Source organism: Kitasatospora cinereorecta, from assembly GCF_024172095.1.
GTDB classification, from domain to species: Bacteria; Actinomycetota; Actinomycetes; order Streptomycetales; family Streptomycetaceae; genus Kitasatospora; species Kitasatospora cinereorecta.
In genome coordinates this window covers 79420-94990 of sequence record NZ_JAMZDX010000004.1, presented here as the reverse complement: position 1 = coordinate 94990, position 15571 = coordinate 79420, and the positions used below count along the sequence as shown (strand labels likewise).

Annotated in this window: 13 protein-coding genes; 6 read left to right on the top strand and 7 right to left on the bottom strand. The window is 70.8% G+C overall.

The genetic code is table 11. The features are described 5' to 3' along the window. Positions 1-51 precede the first annotated feature (51 nt). Positions 52-1398: an IS701 family transposase gene (locus tag FHR36_RS20415; RefSeq protein ID WP_253799590.1), complete on the top strand. Its 1347-nt coding sequence runs from the start codon at positions 52-54 to the stop codon at positions 1396-1398. Positions 1399-1461: 63 nt separating this feature from the next. On the opposite strand, the gene FHR36_RS20410 is transcribed toward FHR36_RS20415, so the two are convergent. After that, on the bottom strand, positions 1462-2418 hold the full coding sequence (locus FHR36_RS20410) for a hypothetical protein (protein ID WP_253799589.1): 957 nt from the start codon (positions 2416-2418) through the stop codon (positions 1462-1464). Between the two features lie 545 nt (positions 2419-2963). Continuing rightward, a complete protein-coding gene (locus tag FHR36_RS20405) occupies positions 2964-3500 on the bottom strand; it encodes a hypothetical protein (protein ID WP_253799588.1) in 537 nt (178 codons plus the stop codon). Positions 3501-3932: 432 nt separating this feature from the next. Here FHR36_RS20405 and FHR36_RS20400 point away from each other — a divergent pair, with 432 nt between their 5' ends. Further along, complete coding sequence (locus FHR36_RS20400; RefSeq protein ID WP_253799587.1) at positions 3933-4400, top strand: hypothetical protein; 468 nt, start codon at positions 3933-3935, stop codon at positions 4398-4400. Positions 4401-4573: 173 nt separating this feature from the next. Further along, positions 4574-5701: a hypothetical protein gene (locus FHR36_RS20395; RefSeq protein WP_253799586.1), complete on the top strand. Its 1128-nt coding sequence runs from the start codon at positions 4574-4576 to the stop codon at positions 5699-5701. A 133-nt stretch (positions 5702-5834) separates the two neighbouring features. Here the strand turns inward: FHR36_RS20395 and FHR36_RS20390 are convergent, their stop codons facing one another. Further along, complete coding sequence (locus tag FHR36_RS20390) at positions 5835-6488, bottom strand: DUF1326 domain-containing protein (RefSeq protein WP_253799585.1); 654 nt, start codon at positions 6486-6488, stop codon at positions 5835-5837. Between the two features lie 206 nt (positions 6489-6694). Between FHR36_RS20390 and FHR36_RS20385 the strand changes: the two genes are divergently transcribed. From FHR36_RS20385 to FHR36_RS20375, 3 genes are read left to right on the top strand one after another with little or no spacing between them, the layout of a single operon-like run. Beyond that, positions 6695-7495 (top strand): DUF2182 domain-containing protein, encoded by an 801-nt coding sequence (locus FHR36_RS20385; protein WP_253799584.1) that lies wholly within the window; start codon positions 6695-6697, stop codon positions 7493-7495. Between the two features lie 10 nt (positions 7496-7505). Further along, positions 7506-8120: a MarR family winged helix-turn-helix transcriptional regulator gene (locus tag FHR36_RS20380; RefSeq protein WP_253799582.1), complete on the top strand. Its 615-nt coding sequence runs from the start codon at positions 7506-7508 to the stop codon at positions 8118-8120. A gap of 22 nt (positions 8121-8142) precedes the next feature. After that, entirely contained in the window at positions 8143-8556 is a 414-nt protein-coding gene (locus FHR36_RS20375; protein WP_253799580.1) for a nuclear transport factor 2-like protein, read from the top strand. A gap of 296 nt (positions 8557-8852) precedes the next feature. Here FHR36_RS20375 and FHR36_RS20370 read toward each other — a convergent pair whose 3' ends face one another. The 4 genes from FHR36_RS20370 to FHR36_RS20355 form a co-directional block, all read right to left on the bottom strand. After that, a complete protein-coding gene (locus FHR36_RS20370) occupies positions 8853-12464 on the bottom strand; it encodes a M4 family metallopeptidase (protein ID WP_253799578.1) in 3612 nt (1203 codons plus the stop codon). Then, complete coding sequence (locus tag FHR36_RS20365; RefSeq protein WP_253799576.1) at positions 12458-12748, bottom strand: hypothetical protein; 291 nt, start codon at positions 12746-12748, stop codon at positions 12458-12460. Before FHR36_RS20365 ends, FHR36_RS20370 begins: the two co-directional genes overlap by 7 nt. Before the next feature lie 1013 nt (positions 12749-13761). After that, positions 13762-14421 (bottom strand): HEAT repeat domain-containing protein, encoded by a 660-nt coding sequence (locus FHR36_RS20360; RefSeq protein WP_253799574.1) that lies wholly within the window; start codon positions 14419-14421, stop codon positions 13762-13764. 327 nt (positions 14422-14748) lie between these two features. After that, positions 14749-15072 (bottom strand): hypothetical protein, encoded by a 324-nt coding sequence (locus FHR36_RS20355; protein WP_253799572.1) that lies wholly within the window; start codon positions 15070-15072, stop codon positions 14749-14751. Between the last annotated feature and the right edge of the window lie 499 nt (positions 15073-15571).

The window sequence follows — 15571 nt, the reverse complement described above, 5'->3', positions numbered from 1 at the left end:
GGTGGGGGGTGGCGGCAGAGATGGGAACGGCCGCCACGATCGTGATCGTTTATGACGACGAATCAAGACGCGGCGGCCGTGGAGGCAACCGTAGCGCAAGAGGTCTGGCGGGACGCCTTCGGGGAGGTGACGGGCCTGGTGGCGGGGTGTTTCCCGCGCCGGGAGACGCGGCGGACCTTCGCCGAGATGACCGAGGCACTGCTGATGGGCATCGAGCGGGCGAATTGCTGGACCCTCGCGGAAGCACTGGGCCACTCAGGCCCGCACCGGCTGCAGCACTTCCTGGCCCGCGCGGTGTGGGACCACGACGCCGTGCGGGACCATTTGGCTCGCTGGGCGGCACGCCAACTCGCCGATGACCGGGCGGTGCTGGTCGTGGACGAGACCGGCGACGAGAAGTCCTCCATGGACGCGGTCGGCGCCGCGCGGCAGTACTCCGGCGCGCTGGGCGGGATCGGCCTGTGCCAGGTCGCCGTCCACCTGACCTACGCGAGCCGGTTCGGGCACGCGCTGCTGGACCGGGCCCTGTACCTGACGAAGGACTGGGCGACCGACGACGAGCTCCGCGAGCTGACCGGCGTGCCCGACGAGCTGGTGTTCGCGACCAAGCCGCAGCTGGCCGCCGCGATGCTTCAGCGCGTCCGCGAGGCGGGGCTGCCGGCCCGCTGGGTGGCCGCCGACGAGGTCTACGGTGGGCGCGAACTGCTGCTGGCCGTCCGGGAGCTGGGCTACGACTACGCGATCGCCGTCCCCAAAGGCCACCGCATGGCCACCCCGGCCGGGACCTTCACCGCCGCGGCACTGCTGACCCGACTGCCCCGACGAGCCTGGCAGCGGCTCCGGACCGGCCACGGCACCAAGGGCGACCGCCACTACGACTGGGCAATGATCGAGATCGTGCCGGACGACACGCCGCCCGGCCACGACGAAGGGCACGGCTGCCTGCTGGTCCGCCGCCACCGCTACACGCGCGAACTCTCCTTCTACCGCTGCCACTCCATCACGCCCGTCGCCCTGGCCGACCTCGTGGCGACGGTCTGCGCCAGGTGGCGCGTCGAGGAGGACTTCGCCGCCGCGAAGTCCTTGACACGACTCGACGAAGGCCAGGTGACCTGCTGGAACTCATGGATGCGCTGGAGTCTGGTCAGCCTGGTCGCGGCTGCCCTGCTGGCCGTCGCCCTCGCCCGCACCCATTCCGCGGGCCCGACGCCCGAAGCCGAGCTGATCCCGCTCACCCGCCCTGGACTTCTCGCCTTGCGGCGGGCCACCGTCCTGCCCGAGCCCCGCCGCGACCTGGCCCACGTCCTGCACTGGTCGTGCTGGCGCCGCCGCCACCAGCACCGCGCAGCGGCCTGCCACCGCCGCTGGAACGAGACCACCGCTACCGCGACTACATAACCGGCGAACCGCCAAGATCACGAACTACACCTGCCGTGTCAGTTCACTACCCTCGAGGAGGATTCAGGCCGCGGCCCCGGTGGTCGGAGCGGGGGAGCCGAGCGTGATGGCACCCGGGACGGTCGGAGGAACGCTCGGGAGGCCGAGCGAGGCTCTGACCGCGGCCTTCTTCGTGTTGCTGCTCATGGAATGCTGGGCGGCGGACACCTCACGCTGCTGTGTGGCCGTGTCAGCCGACTGCTGCGCCGCGCGGAGATGCTGGAGCAGCTCTCTCATCTCGCCTGCCCGGTCTGCCACCGGCTGCTGGGCCTTGCCGTCCCAGGGGCAGAAGTCCAGGACCTGTACCGCCGAGGTCCCCGACTGGAGGAGGGTGCCGGCCCACGCGCGGTAGGCCTCCGGGGCATGCTCCACGAATGTGGCCGGCACGAGGGCCGCATCCACGAGGAGACGGGCCTCGGCGTCCAGATAGGCGAGCTGTTGCGGCGTCAGTCGGGACCGGTCCTGGCGCAGCGACGACGTCATCCCGCCCGTGATGTCGAACGTGCAGATCGCAATGGACCTGCCGGGGCTCTGCATGCCCGTCCGGTCCGGATCGATGTGGCTGGGCATGACGTTGTCAGGGATCGCCCAGTCGTCCAGCGCGTAGCCGGGACGCAGCTTCTCGCACTCCCGGTAGCTCTCCAACTCCCCGCCGGGGTAGGTCGCGCCGTGGAGTTCCGCGATCGCGTAGACCTCCCCGCGGTGCGGTCGACCGCACGGGACCCGCCACACCACCGTGACTGGCCCGAACGAGGCCTGCGTCGTCTCCCCTTCGGAGGGCGCGAAGAAGCAGTCCCCGACCTTGAGATCGAGGACGGCCACCATCCTGGGCGACGCCTCCTGGCCCGGCGTAGGCGAGCTGATGCCCTCACTCCGGTGCCCGGAGGCGAACCAGATCCCGGCGATGACCATCATCGGCATGGCCAGCAGCAGCCCGATGCCTGCTCTGCTGCGGCTGCCCCGGCGGTTGAAGTTCGACACGGCTGACCCCCCGTCGCGCTGCGTGCCCCCACACGAATCCTGCGCAGACTGTAGCGAACCGCCGGAGCCGACGGGCTCGGAGCGCACGTACCGCGCCCGTCCGTGCGACACCTCGGACGGGCGGACGCAGACTGGGGAGGAGCGACCTGCGGGAGGTGGTCGGTCATGCGGACCCGGATGGCCTGCGGCGCGGCAGGAGCCGCGGTGTTACTCTTCGCCACCGCCTGCGGATGCGGCACCGGGAGCAGGTCCTCCCCGGTCACCACACCGCCGGCACCGGCCGCCGCGACCGTGACCGCGACGGCCACCGCCACGGTCACCAAGAGTGTCGCGCGCTGACCAGCGGCAACGCACCACAGATCACGAACTACAGCTGCCGTGCCTGACCCAGGGCGGCCAGGGACAGTCTCAGCGCGGGTCATGTCCGTCGAGCTTCCGCCGGCTGAGCCCGGACCGCTTCCGGCCCGGAGAGACCGCCCTGCTGGGCGGCGCCCCGGCCGACGGTGAGCCGCAGCTGGGCCTCCGCGCTGAGATTTGCTGGGCCGTCAGCCTGCGGCGCTGTCCACGAGCTGCGCCAGGTGGTCGGCGGACTCCGGGGTGAGGCGGTAGAAACCCTGGAGGGAGATGGCGCGTTCGAGGCGGCCGTCCGCCACGTGCTTCAGACCGCGGGTCCGGCCTCGGCGGTTGCGCCAGGTCAGCTCGCCGAGCAGGTCGCCGGGGATCGGTACGTCGAAGCGTACGGGTGTGGCCTCGACGTGGACCGGCTCGGCGCCGCAGCCGCCGGCTCCCAGCATCGACCAGTCGCCGTGTTCGGGGAACGCCGGCTCGTTCCAGCCGGCCGGGGCGGTACCGCAGCACTCGCCCCGCTCCCGGTCGACGATCCGCATCCGGCTCACCACGTGCACCACGCACCGATTGACGTGCACCGCGTACACCTCGTCACCCGGCTGGGCGCCGGACCAGGCGGGCAGGGAGGTGTGCACGCCGCTGAAGGCGACCGGCGGCCGCTCACCGACACGGCCGGTCCGGCGGAGGGCATGGCACACGTCATGGGTCCACAGCACGGTGAAGGCATCTGGCATGTCGGCGATCATAGGAACGATCACCGACAACCCCGCCGACCGCGCAGCCATGGGCACCGCCGCGCCGATGTCCTGTGACGGTTGGTGACGGTCTCCAGTGACAGATTCATGCACGAACCGGTGGTCGGGCCTCCGCCCTCGTGACACCACGTGTGCCCCGGCCGAGTAAGTAACGCGCAGTAATTGACGATCGTTCAACTCTCTCCCATGACGGTTTCCCTGTTTCAGTCTGACCGTGGCACCCGCCAGTGATCAGGCCTAGGCTGGAGGAGGAAATCGTTCATGTCTCGCCATCTTCGCAGGGAAGGGATGCCCGAGTACGGGCTTTCCCCGGCCGCGCGAAGCTTTCGCAGGGGATGACGGCGTGTTTCTCCGCTCGCCGGCGAAGTGGAACCCGGGGATGTAGAGACGATCCCGCCCAAGGAGGGCGACATGCCCCAGCAAACGGAATGGCGCTTCTGCAGCAGATGCAGTGCGATGTTCTTCGACGGCTACGCGGACAAGAGCCAGTGCGCCGCAGGTGGCGGTCACGCAGCGGCCGGTTACGACTTCTCGCTCCCGTACGACGTCGAGGGGACGCCGACAGACCAGACCGCCTGGCGCTTCTGCGGCAAGTGTAAGGAGATGTTCTACGACGGCGACCAGGACAAGGGTCGCTGTACCGCCGGAGGCGGTCACGAATCGGCAGGATTCCTGTTCGTCCTGCCGCACGACGTGCCCGGAGCGGCGCACACGCAGGACTCGTGGCGCTTCTGCGTACAATGCCGCGCCCTGTTCTACGACGGAAGTCCACAGAAGGGCCTGTGCCCCGCCGGCGGCGGCCACGCCTCCGCGGGCTACAACTTCGTACTTCCCCGCCTGCCCGCCAGAGGCGACCCCGTCCCCATCGATGACAACTGAATCGCTCTCCCCGCGGACGGCTGACACTACGCGACCCCAGGGACAGGGCTCCGGCGAAGGCTGATTCAGATTTGGTGCGGTCTCAGGGAGACCAGGCCTACCGGGTCGGGCCACCGTCGGTTGTCTGTGACGATCGGTCAGGTTGCTGCCGGCTGGTGTGGTAGCTGTCGGACATGCAGTGGTTCGAGTCGGTCGTCTTCGCGTTGTTTCCGCCGTTCGTGGCCGGGGTCCTCCATCGCCCCCTCATGGCGGCACTCGATCTCCCGGATGTCTGGAAGGGGTGGTGGATTCCGGCGTGGATCGCGCGCCGCGTCCCGGCTCGGGTCATCCCGAGTCCGGCCGACGTCGCAGGCCACGGGCCGGTGCACTCGTCGCCCGCGAAGCTGAATGAGCACTGGTGCAGCGGAGTCCGACGATCCTGGGGCCTCGAGACGTGGGCCTCGATCTTCGTCATCCTCCCCGCAGCGGTGGCTGGAACGCTTGCCCTGGGCGGCCTCGTCCTCACCGTCCACCCGAGCAGTTCGGACGATGCGCAGTTCGCGCGGGAGCACACGCTGGGGTTCTTCTCGCTGTCCGCGGGTCTGGGCAGCGCTGCCGTGCTGTGGTTCCTCCGGTCGCGCAGCCTCTACCGGCGCAGGCTCGGAGCGAGCCTTCCGCTCACCTCGGCCTTCCACCTCGCCCGGCTCCTTCGCGACTGCTCGGCGGCGGCCGCCGGCGGCCTCGCGCTGCTGGAACTCGACCAGCGGGTCGCCCGCTACACCAACCAGCTGGGGTGGTTCGCGGCGTACGGTGTGGACCGCGAGCGGCGGCGCGCCGCGCTCCAGCCGCACATCGCCCGGGTGCAGCTGGCCGTGGAGACGGAGATGTCGAACGTCCTGCGGGACGGCCCCGACGCTGTGCCCCGTCTCGCCCGCCTTCTCGCCACGCTGCTCGATCGATCGGTGCAGGGACGCTGGATGGGTCTGCTGGAGGAGTCGGACCTGCCCACGGAACGGACCGAGCTGGTCGCCCCGCGCGGGGACAGGCATGACCGCTGGGTCCTGCTCGGCGGCAGCGTAGCGGCGGCGGCTGTCATGGGTACCGCGATCGTCGCCGGCCTGCCCGCCGCCGCGGTCGCTCCCGCCGCGCTGACCGCGCTGATCGGACCTGCGGTGATGTGGGGAAGCGACAAGCTGGGCACCAGGCGTGAACAAGCGCAGATCGTGGCAGCTGCTGTCAGCGCTGCGGGTTCGGCCGCCGCGGAACCGCCCGCATCCGCAGAGAACCCCTCAGCGGCGGGGGTTCCTGCTCCCAGGGCGTAGCAGGAGCGGGATGGCCGCCGCGTTTCCGGCCGAGCCGATGAGCGTCGGCGGCGCTCCGGTGAGCCGACAGTCCCACTCCGATTGGTCCACGGCGCCGGGCTGACGCCGGTAGGCGCGGATGGGGGCCGATCTGTCAGTCAGGGCCGCTCCAGTCGAACGGGAAATGCTTGCTGGACTTGCCGCTGCGGTTCCAGCTGAAGCCGAAGGCGTCGGCGTGGTCGGTGGTGGCGCGGCCCCAGGTGGCGATCTGGCCCGGTCCGACTTCGGCGCCGGGGGCGTTGTGGAGCTGCACGCGTCCGCCCTCGGGGGCGGTGGGGCCGGTGAGGGCTTCCACACGGGCGGTGACCCGGCCGGGGATCTCGACGCTCCAGGACCTGAGGTCGTCGTCGATCTCGACGGTGATGGGGGCGGCGTCCATGCCGCGCACCTCGGTCTCGGCGAGTTCGCCGAACCGCTTCGGCCACCCGCCCACCTGGCCGCTGAAGATCGTGCCGAGGGCGGCACGCTGCTGGTCGTCGGCGCGCTCGTCGATGAAGAAGGCGGCCCGCGAGTGGGTGGCTTCACCGGCCCAGATGTTGCCGGTGAAGGCCCCGAGCATCACGAAGTTCAGTCCGTCGAGCGAGACCTCGCCGTACCGGCCCTCACGGATGTGCCACACGAGCACGCCGTCGCAGTCGCCCTCGGTCGGGGGCTGGGCGAAGGTACAGGGGCAGGGTATGGCGCACTTGCAGGTGTCGAACCAGTCGCCGACCAGGTGCCACGCGGTGCTGGTGGTTGTTTCGGTCATCGGGCCGACCTCCTCACCCCCCGCTGTCGCATGCTTCCAAGACTGATGAGGCTGTCGCGCATGAAGGCCCGCAGGCCGCGTCGGCGGAGCGGCCTCGTCTCCAGCATGCGCCGGTCCCGCACCGCGCCGCATCCGTACGCGGCTGTGGCCGGGTTTTGCCGTCGGCGCACGTGTGCTGTTCTGGAGGGACCAGGCAGGAGAGCAGCATGCGTACCGTCACCGTCGAGAAGCAGCCGCTGCGAACCGGGGTGCTGATGCCCGCCAGGGATCTTGCCGTGGCGTGGGGCCTGATCGTGGTGATTGCGGCGCTGGCCTGGGTGTTCACGGTCGGGCAGGCCCGGGACATGGGGATCGAGCCCGGCACGATGGGGATGGCGCTGCCGCTGTTCCTGGTGCTGTGGCTGGCGATGATGGCGGCCATGATGCTGCCGTCGGTCGCGCCCGTGGCTGCGACCTGGGCCCGTGGCATCGGCCGGCAGTCGAACGGCGCGGAGCGGGCGGTACGCACCACGGAGTTCCTGGGCGGCTACCTGCTGGTGTGGACGGCTTTCGGCCTGCTGGCGTACGGCGGTCTGGCCCTCACCGGGCACCTGGTGGAGCGCGAACCGGACGCCGGCAAGTGGATCGGCGCGGCCGCGTTCGCGCTGGCCGGGCTGTACCAGTTCGGTCCGCTGAAGTATGTGTGCCTGCGGCACTGCCGCAGCCCCATGGCGCAGCTGATGCGCTACGCGTCCTTCCGGCCGCCGGCGCGGGACCTGCGGGTCGGGCTGCACCACGGCGGGTACTGCCTGGGCTGCTGCTGGGCGCTGATGGTGGTGCTGGTGCCGCTCGGGGTGATGAACGTGGCGGCGATGGCGGGGATCGCGGTGGTGATCTTCCTGGAGAAGCTGTGGCGCCACGGGCCGCTGCTGGCCCGGGTGACCGGGGCGGCGTTCCTGGTGCTGGCGGTGCTGGCGCCGTTCCAGAGCTGGCTGCTGCCGGGGCTGACGCCGAGCGGCATGATGTAGCTCCGCGCCGATGAACCGGTCGCGTTCGCCGAACGGGCCGCCCTCCCGGCCGGAGGGGATCCGGCCGGCTGCCGGCCGTGCTGCCGATGGCCACACCGACCTCTACGACCCCGGCGTCCGGGACTCCATGCAGGCGTTCGCGGCGGGCGAGGACACCCTCGCGCTGGAGGCGGCCGCAGCCCTCCGGTCGGCGTCGCAGGCGGTCGACCGGCTGCGGTCGCACGGTGCGGGGGGACGTGGGCTCAGCGCGGGGGCGCTCGACGTCCTCGCACGCCTGGGTACGGCCCCGGACGAGGGGCTGAGCATCGGCGAACTGGCCCGCGCGGCGGGGGTGAGTTCCCGGAACGTCAGCGGCCTGGTCGACACGCTCGAGCGTGACGGGCTGGCGCAGCGGGTCCAGGACCGGCGTGACCGCCGGTCGGTCCGGGTCGTGATTACCGAGGCCGGCCGCGACTGGCTGGACTCCTTCCGGCAGCCGACGCAGCGCGCCATGTCCGCCGTCTTCCAGGGCTTCACCGAGGACGAACTCGCCCGGTTCCGCGACCTGTGCCTTCGCGTGGTCCGGAACCAGCAACGCATCGAGCAGTACCTGAGCGCGGCCCCGCGCGACCAGCCGGCCCCCTGAACCGACAACGACGGAGCACCGTATGACCACCGGCTCGGCCACCGCAGCCACCCGACGTACCGTCAGGGCCTACCACGAGGCCCGGTTTCGGGGAGACGTCGCCACAGCCGCGGCACAGATCGGCGAAGGCTTCGGCTTCCGCAGTCCGTTCATCACCTCCGACAGCCCGACCGGCCACCTCGACGGCCTGGACGGGCTCCTGGGCATCGTCACCGGGGTGGAACTGATCAGCGAGCTGTACGGCGAGACCGAGGCCACCCTGGTCTACGACGTCCACACCGTCCCGGCCGTCGGCATCACCCAGCACACGGCCGAGCACTTCCGGCTCGACAGCGGCCGGATCACCTCGATCACGCTCATCTTCGACTCCGGCCCCTGGCAGGCCATCATGTCCGCAGCCGGCCCGACCAACGACGAGGCCACCACCCGGGCGTGACCGGCCGCGTGCCCTCACACGACGCCAGGCCGGGCCGGTCGGTCCGCCACGCCACAACCCCCCACCGCGCGGGACGCTGGTGTCCGGCGTGCGGCTCTCGCCGGGTTCGGCTAGAGCCGTTCCACGGCAGGCCGACGACCGGGCCTGCTGCGGCCGGCCACCAGGTTTCCACAGGTCGGACCCGGGTGGCGTCGACCCGGTTCGCGTGCCACCGCCCCGTCCCGGATCCGCGCGAGGCGGGCCGGAGCGGGGCGGCGGGCGGCGGGACTTGGCTCACCGCGTGGGTGCGGTCCGCATCACCCCTCGATCCGGTGCGTCGACCAGAACGAGGTCAGGTCGGTGGTGGTCGCCGCCTGTGCTGCCGCCTTGAAGTCGGCGGTGGTGGAGATGCCGTACCGGTGGCTCGTCGCGTAGTCCTTGAGGAGCTTGGTCATGGCGGTGTCGCCGATGAGGCGGCGCAGGTCGTGCAGGGCGCACCTGCCGTAGCCGTACACGACGGTGGAGTAGCGGGAGGAGTTGGCGTCCCAGTAGGCCATGGAGTTGGTGATCTTCTCGTCCGGGGAGCTCCAGTGGACGTTGTTCCAGCAGCCGGTGCCGGTCTCGCCGAGGGCGAGGTCGGTGGCGTAGGAGGTGAACGACTCGTCCAGCCAGGGGCTGTTGTACTCGTCGTCGCCGACGATGCCGTACCACCACTGGTGGCCGATCTCGTGGGTCAGGGCCTCGCTGCTGACCTGGTCCAGGACGAAGCCGGGGTACTCCATGCCGCCGAACCAGAAGAAGTCGTCGAGGACCACGTCGAGTTCGCCGTACGGGTAGGCGCCGAAGCGTGCCGCGTGCGCGTCCACGGCGGTCTTGGCGGTGTCGAGCATCGACTTCGCGTCGGAGGTGCTGGTGCCGGAGACCGAGTACACGTTGATCTTGGTGCCGGCGGCCGACGTGCCCGAGATCTTGGCGAACGGACCCGCGGCCCAGGCGAAGTCGCGCACGCTCGTCGCGGTGGCCTTGGTGACCGTACGGCCGGAGGTGCCCGGGGTGTCCACCGAGGTGCCGGTGGCCGGGACGGACAGGGACGTGGGGTGGTCCAGGGTCACCGTGAAGTCGGCGGCGAGGGAGTAGAAGGACTCGCCGTTGTCCGTGTACGGGTCCAGGTGCCAGCCCGCGCCGTCGCGGACCGCGAGCACCGGCAGCGCGTTGCCGATGAAGCTGAACGCCCCGTCGTGGCCGAAGCGGTCGGCGCCGCTCGGTACGGCTATGGAGAGGTCGAAGCCGACCGACGTGGACTGGCCCTGGTTCAGCGGGGCGGGCAGGGTGACCTTGAGGGCGGTGCAGTTGACGCTGAGTGCGCCCGCGGTGCCGCCGGTCACCTTGGTGACGGTGATCGGGGTGGTCGGGCAGGTGCCGTGGTAGTTGTCCCACAGCCGCAGGTAGACCTCGTTGAGCGGGGTGGCCGAGGTGTTGGTGAAGGCCACGCTCTCGTGACCGGTCCAGTTCTGCCCCGTGGAGTCGCTGGTGAGGTTGACGGTGTACCCGGGCTTGCTGGGCGTACGCGTGCCGTCGGACGGCGGGGTCGGGCCGCCGGAGACGTCGAGGGACACGTCGTCCAGGACGAAGCTGGTCTGCTGGCTGGAGTCCTCGGTGGCGGTGAAGGCCAGGGGGACCGTCCGGCCGGCGTAGGAGCTGAGGTCCAGCGTGCGCTTGGTGTAGCCGGTCGCCGCGTCGACGTTGGACAGGGTCGTCTTGCCGGTGCCGGTGCCGTTGACCTTGACCTCGAACGTGTCGTAAGCGGTGGAGCCGCTCTCGGCGGTGTCGATGTGCAGCCAGTACGTCAGGGTGGCCTTGGCGCAACCCGCCGGGATGGTCACCGACTGGTTGAGGGTGCCGGTGGCCGCGTGGCCCTGGCCGCCGAGCCAAGCGAACCGGGCGCCAGTGTGCGCGCTCTGGCCGCTCTTGGCACCGATGACGCCGGTGTCCCCGGTCCACGGCGAACTGCCGCTCTCGAAGCCGCCGTTGGTGACGACCTGCGTGCCGGTGCAGCCGCCCGCGCCCTTGATCGTCAGCTTGTACTGCGTGGTGTGCCCGGTCGCGCCGTCGCCCTTCACGGTGATCGTGTACGTGCCGGGGGCCGCCGACGACGTGGTGGCGACGGTCATCGTCGAGCTCTTGCCCGAGGTGACCGAGGCCGGGCTGAAGGAGACCGTGACCCCCGCCGGGGCGCCGGTGGCGCTCAGCTTGACCGTCTGGGCGGAGCCGCTGGTGGTCGTGGTGGAGACCGTGGCGGTCGCCGAGGCGCCCGGGTCCACGCTGCCCGTGGAGGGGCTGACCGACATCGAGAAGTCCTGTGCCGGGTTGCCGGAGCAGGTCGGGTCGCCGCTCTGCGTGGGTACGTTGACCGCGTCCCAGGCGGCCTTGGCCTTGTTGAACAGACCACAGGTCGCGTCGAGGTTCTTCGCGGCCGTCAGGGTCGCGGTGCGGTACTTCGCGTACGTGATGCCGCTGGTCTTGAGCAGCATGCCGCCGTAGAAGATCCTGCCGGCGTTCTGGATGCCGATGCCGGTGACCGTGGAGGCGTTGCAGGTCGGGCTATTGGGCTTGCCGCCGCCGGGGGCCGAGCCCTCGGCCAGTAGGTAGAACCAGTGGTTCATCACGCCGGCGGCTTCGTGGTCCGGGGTGTTCGGGATCGCCGAGGAGTAGCAGTTCGGGTGACCGAGCTGCGCGGGGTCGTACATGTTGCGGATCGGGCCGGTGCCCAGGATGTTGGACTTGTCGCCGACCAGGTAGTCCGGGGTGTCGTACGGGGCGGGCTCGTTGGCGTACGCCTCGGTCAGCGCGCCGAAGATGTCGCCGGTGGCCTCGCCGATCCCGCTCTCGTGGTCGAAGCCGCCGGGCGTGTACTGGTCGATGCCGTGGCCGAACTCGTGGCCGACGACGTCCATCGAGGCGATCCACTCGCCGGCCGGGTTGTAACCGATGTTGACGCTGGAGCCGTTCCAGTAGGCGTTGTTCTCGGTGATGCCGACGAGGATCGGCCAGGTGCCGCCGTTGCCGTCGTGGCCGTTGCGGCCCAGCCAGTTCTTGAGCATGTCCCACTCTTTTTCGGCCGCCCACATCGCATCGACGCAGCCGGTCTCCTTGCTGGTGGGATTGCCGTTGCCCCAGGAGTCCGTGGACTTGGTGAAGACGTCGCCGAAGTCGTCGGCGCAGTACAGGCCGGGGCGGCTCGGGTCGCGCAGCGAGAACGTGCTGCCCGACTTGGTGGAGTTGATGGTCAGCGGGTTGGGACCGTTCCACTTGCTGGACCCGGTGGCGGCCTCGACCTCGTCGTCGGTGGCGAGGACCTCGCGGCTGATGGCGTCCACCCAGACGTGCAGGCGGCTCGGCGCGGTCTCGGTGCGGCCGGTGAGGACCGTCTCCCAGGCCAGCCGCGCCTCGTTGTTCGCCACGTGGACGACGAGGCGGGGCGCCTCCGCCTTGTCGACCGACTTCAGCTGCGCCCGGCTGGTCTGCTCGGCAGCGGCCGCGGTGATCCGGGCCTCGGTGGAGACGTCGATCCTCGCCGTGGTGGCCGAGGAGACGGCGCGGACCTTGCCCTCGCCGTCCGCGAGGACGACCGCGTCACCGCCGACGACCGGCAGACCGCGGTAGGTGCGCTCGTAGGCGACCGAGTAGAGGCTGTTGATCCAGGGGGTGACCTGGCCGCGGGCGTACTCCTCGGACGGGCCCTTGGCCAGCGCGTCGAACCCGCTGTTGACGGCCTGGTCGGCCGCCGCCACCGCCCGGCTGAACGGGGTGGGCGCGGGGGCCTCGGCGGTTGCGCGGGAGTCGGCCGCGGCGGCGGAGGCTGCGGGCAGCGCTGTCACACCGAGGGTCACCGCCAGCGCGACGCCGGCAATGGCGAAGTTTCTTAACACCGTGGCTCCTTGTGGGAGTGAGAGACGGGGATGGCGGAGGCCACCACGACCGGGCCGGCGGTGGCGTTGTCGACGCCCTTGACCGAGCCGTCGGGGGTGGTGTGCGCGACCGGGTCGCCGCCGAGGACGGGCAGGCCGGCGAAGGTCCGGTCGTCGCGGGTGTGGCTGTGGCTGTGCGGGGAGCGGTCGGCGTCCTCGAGCACCGAACGCGGCTTCGGCGCCTCGCGCGCGCCCGGCTGCAGCGCGGCCGCGGTCCGGGTGGCGCCGGCGATCCAGACGCTCACGGCAGCGACCCTGCGGGGGACCGTAACAACGGAACTCCTTCTGCGATGGCCCGGAGTGGGGCCGGTGACGGCCGGACGGCCCGGTTGCCGCTCGGACGGGACTGGAGATGCGCCGTGTGTTACGCAGCAGTGACTGGCGTGCGCATGTCACTACGTACCGCCGGGCGGAATCCTCGCCGAGGAACCGTCAGGGTTGCCATCCGTAGCCCCGGTTCAACGGATACGTACACATCGCGAGGGCTCCCGTATGGGACGACTCGCATCGAGGTCGCCCCACACCGGGACGCACCGACTGCCGGACCGATCGACTCAAGTCCGGTACGCCCAGGCCGACCTGGCCCGCCCCCGAGAGCCGGGGTGGCGTTCCTCGCCGCCCGCGGGCCGGCTGTTGCCGCGCCGGTCGGAGGCGGTCCACGAACTGCACCCGGTCCTGGACCCGAACGCCCCGGCCCATGGCCGGTCGACCTGTCCGACATCGAGACGAACCCGCTGCTCCCCGGCCCGTTCACCGCGGACGGCTCCCGGCCGACCTGGTACTCCACGGTGAAGATCGCCTACGCGGCGGAGGAGGTTAGTGCCCGGGTACGACTGCTGGCGGGCCGACCGCGGCACGAGCACGCCCCTGCCTCGACCCATTCACAGGCGGCTCCGGGCGGCGTACGTCGACACGACGGCCGCCCTCGGCGCACCTCGCTGCGCCTGGGCGTCAGCCCGGGGTACCTCAGGCACCAGCGCAGCAGGCCGACAACCTCAACCCCGAGCAGGTGGCCGAACTCGACGCGCTGGACGAACTGCGGCGCATGGAGCCCGGACTCCTACCCCGCCTGCTCGCCCACCTCATCGCCGGCGGAACCGTGGACGGCCCGGCGACTGCACCGGATGCGGCGCGGACCCAACGCGCCCGTATCCGCAGCGAGAATGGCATCCGCTGGGGCGGACGACCCCTCGCCGACGCGGCACGAGAGCCTGGTGAACCATCTCGGGTAGAGCGTCAGGTAGTACGGTGGCCTGCTTCAGCCGTCACGGCGCTGCTCGTAGCGTGACACCGCGTCCAGCAGCCAGGTGTCCGCCCACTCCGTTCGATCGATCGGGTCGATCAGGCGGGCGCCCTCCACGCAGCGGGGGTCGTCGGCGTCGGCGAGGCCGCTGACGGCCTTGATGCGGACCAGCTGGTCGTCTTCGTCGAGGAATCCGGCCAGGATGTCGGCGACGGCAGGACTGCGGCTCTCGAATGCGTAGAGTCGCTCGCACACGGTCCTGCGGACGCCGGCGTCGGGGTCGCGGGCCAGTGCGGCGAGCACGTCCAATGCCTCAGGGTGGGTGTAGGCGTATCGCGTCCGGTGCAGTGCCCACGGCACCTGGATGCGCACCTGCGGGTCGGGGCGCGCGCGGAAGGCAAGCCCCGCCTCCTCGATCCTCGGGTCGTCGAGTTCGGTCAACCCGCGCAGCACCGCGAGCACCGCCGTGTCCGTCTCCTCGACGACCCACGGAAGGAGGACGTCCAGCGCCCGTCGCTCGAACGGGCACACCCCCGAGAGGATCGGACGGTCGCGGATGGCAACGAGCCGCACGACGCCCGCAGCGAACAGCCGGCGTAGGGGATCGGGACTGGAGCGCAACGCCAGGTTCGCCTCCCATGTCTCCTCGTCGAGCCGGTCGGCGAGCACGGCCATCGCCTCCCCCCAGTCGGCGTGTCTCCCGTCAGCGCGGACGACTGCCCGGGCGAGCAAGGCCTCGAACGACGGGTGCACCCCGAACTCCGCCTCCAGACGGGTGAGAACGGCGGCATGACCGTCGTACGCACTCACGCCTCCGAGCGTGATCACGTCATACTCGTTGAAGCTGTAGTGGTCCGTGATCCTGTGGATTTCGGCCGAGCCAGCCGTGCCACCGATGCCGAGGCGAATTACGCCCGTCGAGACCGCCGTCCGGCGGCCGCCGGACGGCGGGCGGCGGCTTGAGCCGGAAGGTGCGGAGGCTCTGCGTAGAGTCGGCTGGGCTCAGGCGCCCCAGCCGTAGGCGTCGTGGGTCGAGAGCTCTCGCCAGAGCGTGGGCTCGATCTTTGCGGTCACTCGAGCGGCTTCGAACAGCGGCTGGATCTCGGACTCCTGCTCCTTGAAGAACGACTCGAAGCTCTGCCGGTCGGGCCACTCGTCCAGCACCAGCACGCTGTTGCCGTCGTCGGAGCCGTAGAAGCGGTGCGCGATGAGTCCGTGGCGCTTTGCCGCTTCGAGGATGCGCTGCATCTTCTCCGTGTTGCCCGTGGCGTACTGTTCCAGCGCCTTCGGGTCGCCGGCGGCCTCCAGGCTCATGATCACAGACATGGGTTCTCTCCTCTTCGCTACTTCACTGACGGACTCGTACTGGGATGGTGGCGACAAAGACCGGCGGAACCGCGGTGGACACGCTGTGAGCGGCTTGAAGTCAACGTGTCGGCGCATTCCCTGAGGGCCGGTCCCATCGCGTGCGGCATGCCGGGGTTCCGTTCCGGCGAGAGCGACGGCGCCGACCGGCTGGTCGATCCCTTCCGCTCGGCTGGGCCGCGCAGCCCGCCGAAACAGCCTCGGCCTACGTCTTCCCGGCCTCCCCGGGGCCTCAGGAACGCAACCGGTGGCGGTTGTCGATCTCCGTGGTGCGGCAGGAGAGGCCCGGCCTGGGCAGCTTGCTGCTGTCGGCTCTTGCCGTTGCTCGGCGTGTGACCACTCGTACCAACACCCCGGCCCTGGCACAGGGCTGAGCGCCCCAGGAGGGCTCACTGTCCAGGTGTACGGACCGTCGGTGCCGGACCGGCCCGGCGCGCTGCTGCGGCTGCCCTCCCGTCGG

Excerpts from the sequence above, each read along its gene's own strand:
- FHR36_RS20395 (WP_253799586.1), top strand. The coding sequence starts at position 4,574 with ATGCAGTGGTTCGAGTCGGTCGTCTTCGCGTTGTTTCCGCCGTTCGTG.
- FHR36_RS20400 (WP_253799587.1), top strand. The coding sequence starts at position 3,933 with ATGCCCCAGCAAACGGAATGGCGCTTCTGCAGCAGATGCAGTGCGATG.
- FHR36_RS20360 (WP_253799574.1), bottom strand. The coding sequence starts at position 14,421 with ATGGCCGTGCTCGCCGACCGGCTCGACGAGGAGACATGGGAGGCGAAC.
- FHR36_RS20415 (WP_253799590.1), top strand. The coding sequence starts at position 52 with ATGACGACGAATCAAGACGCGGCGGCCGTGGAGGCAACCGTAGCGCAA.
- FHR36_RS20385 (WP_253799584.1), top strand. The coding sequence starts at position 6,695 with ATGCGTACCGTCACCGTCGAGAAGCAGCCGCTGCGAACCGGGGTGCTG.
- FHR36_RS20380 (WP_253799582.1), top strand. The coding sequence starts at position 7,506 with ATGAACCGGTCGCGTTCGCCGAACGGGCCGCCCTCCCGGCCGGAGGGG.
- FHR36_RS20390 (WP_253799585.1), bottom strand. The coding sequence starts at position 6,488 with ATGACCGAAACAACCACCAGCACCGCGTGGCACCTGGTCGGCGACTGG.
- FHR36_RS20355 (WP_253799572.1), bottom strand. The coding sequence starts at position 15,072 with ATGTCTGTGATCATGAGCCTGGAGGCCGCCGGCGACCCGAAGGCGCTG.
- FHR36_RS20375 (WP_253799580.1), top strand. The coding sequence starts at position 8,143 with ATGACCACCGGCTCGGCCACCGCAGCCACCCGACGTACCGTCAGGGCC.
- FHR36_RS20405 (WP_253799588.1), bottom strand. The coding sequence starts at position 3,500 with ATGCCAGATGCCTTCACCGTGCTGTGGACCCATGACGTGTGCCATGCC.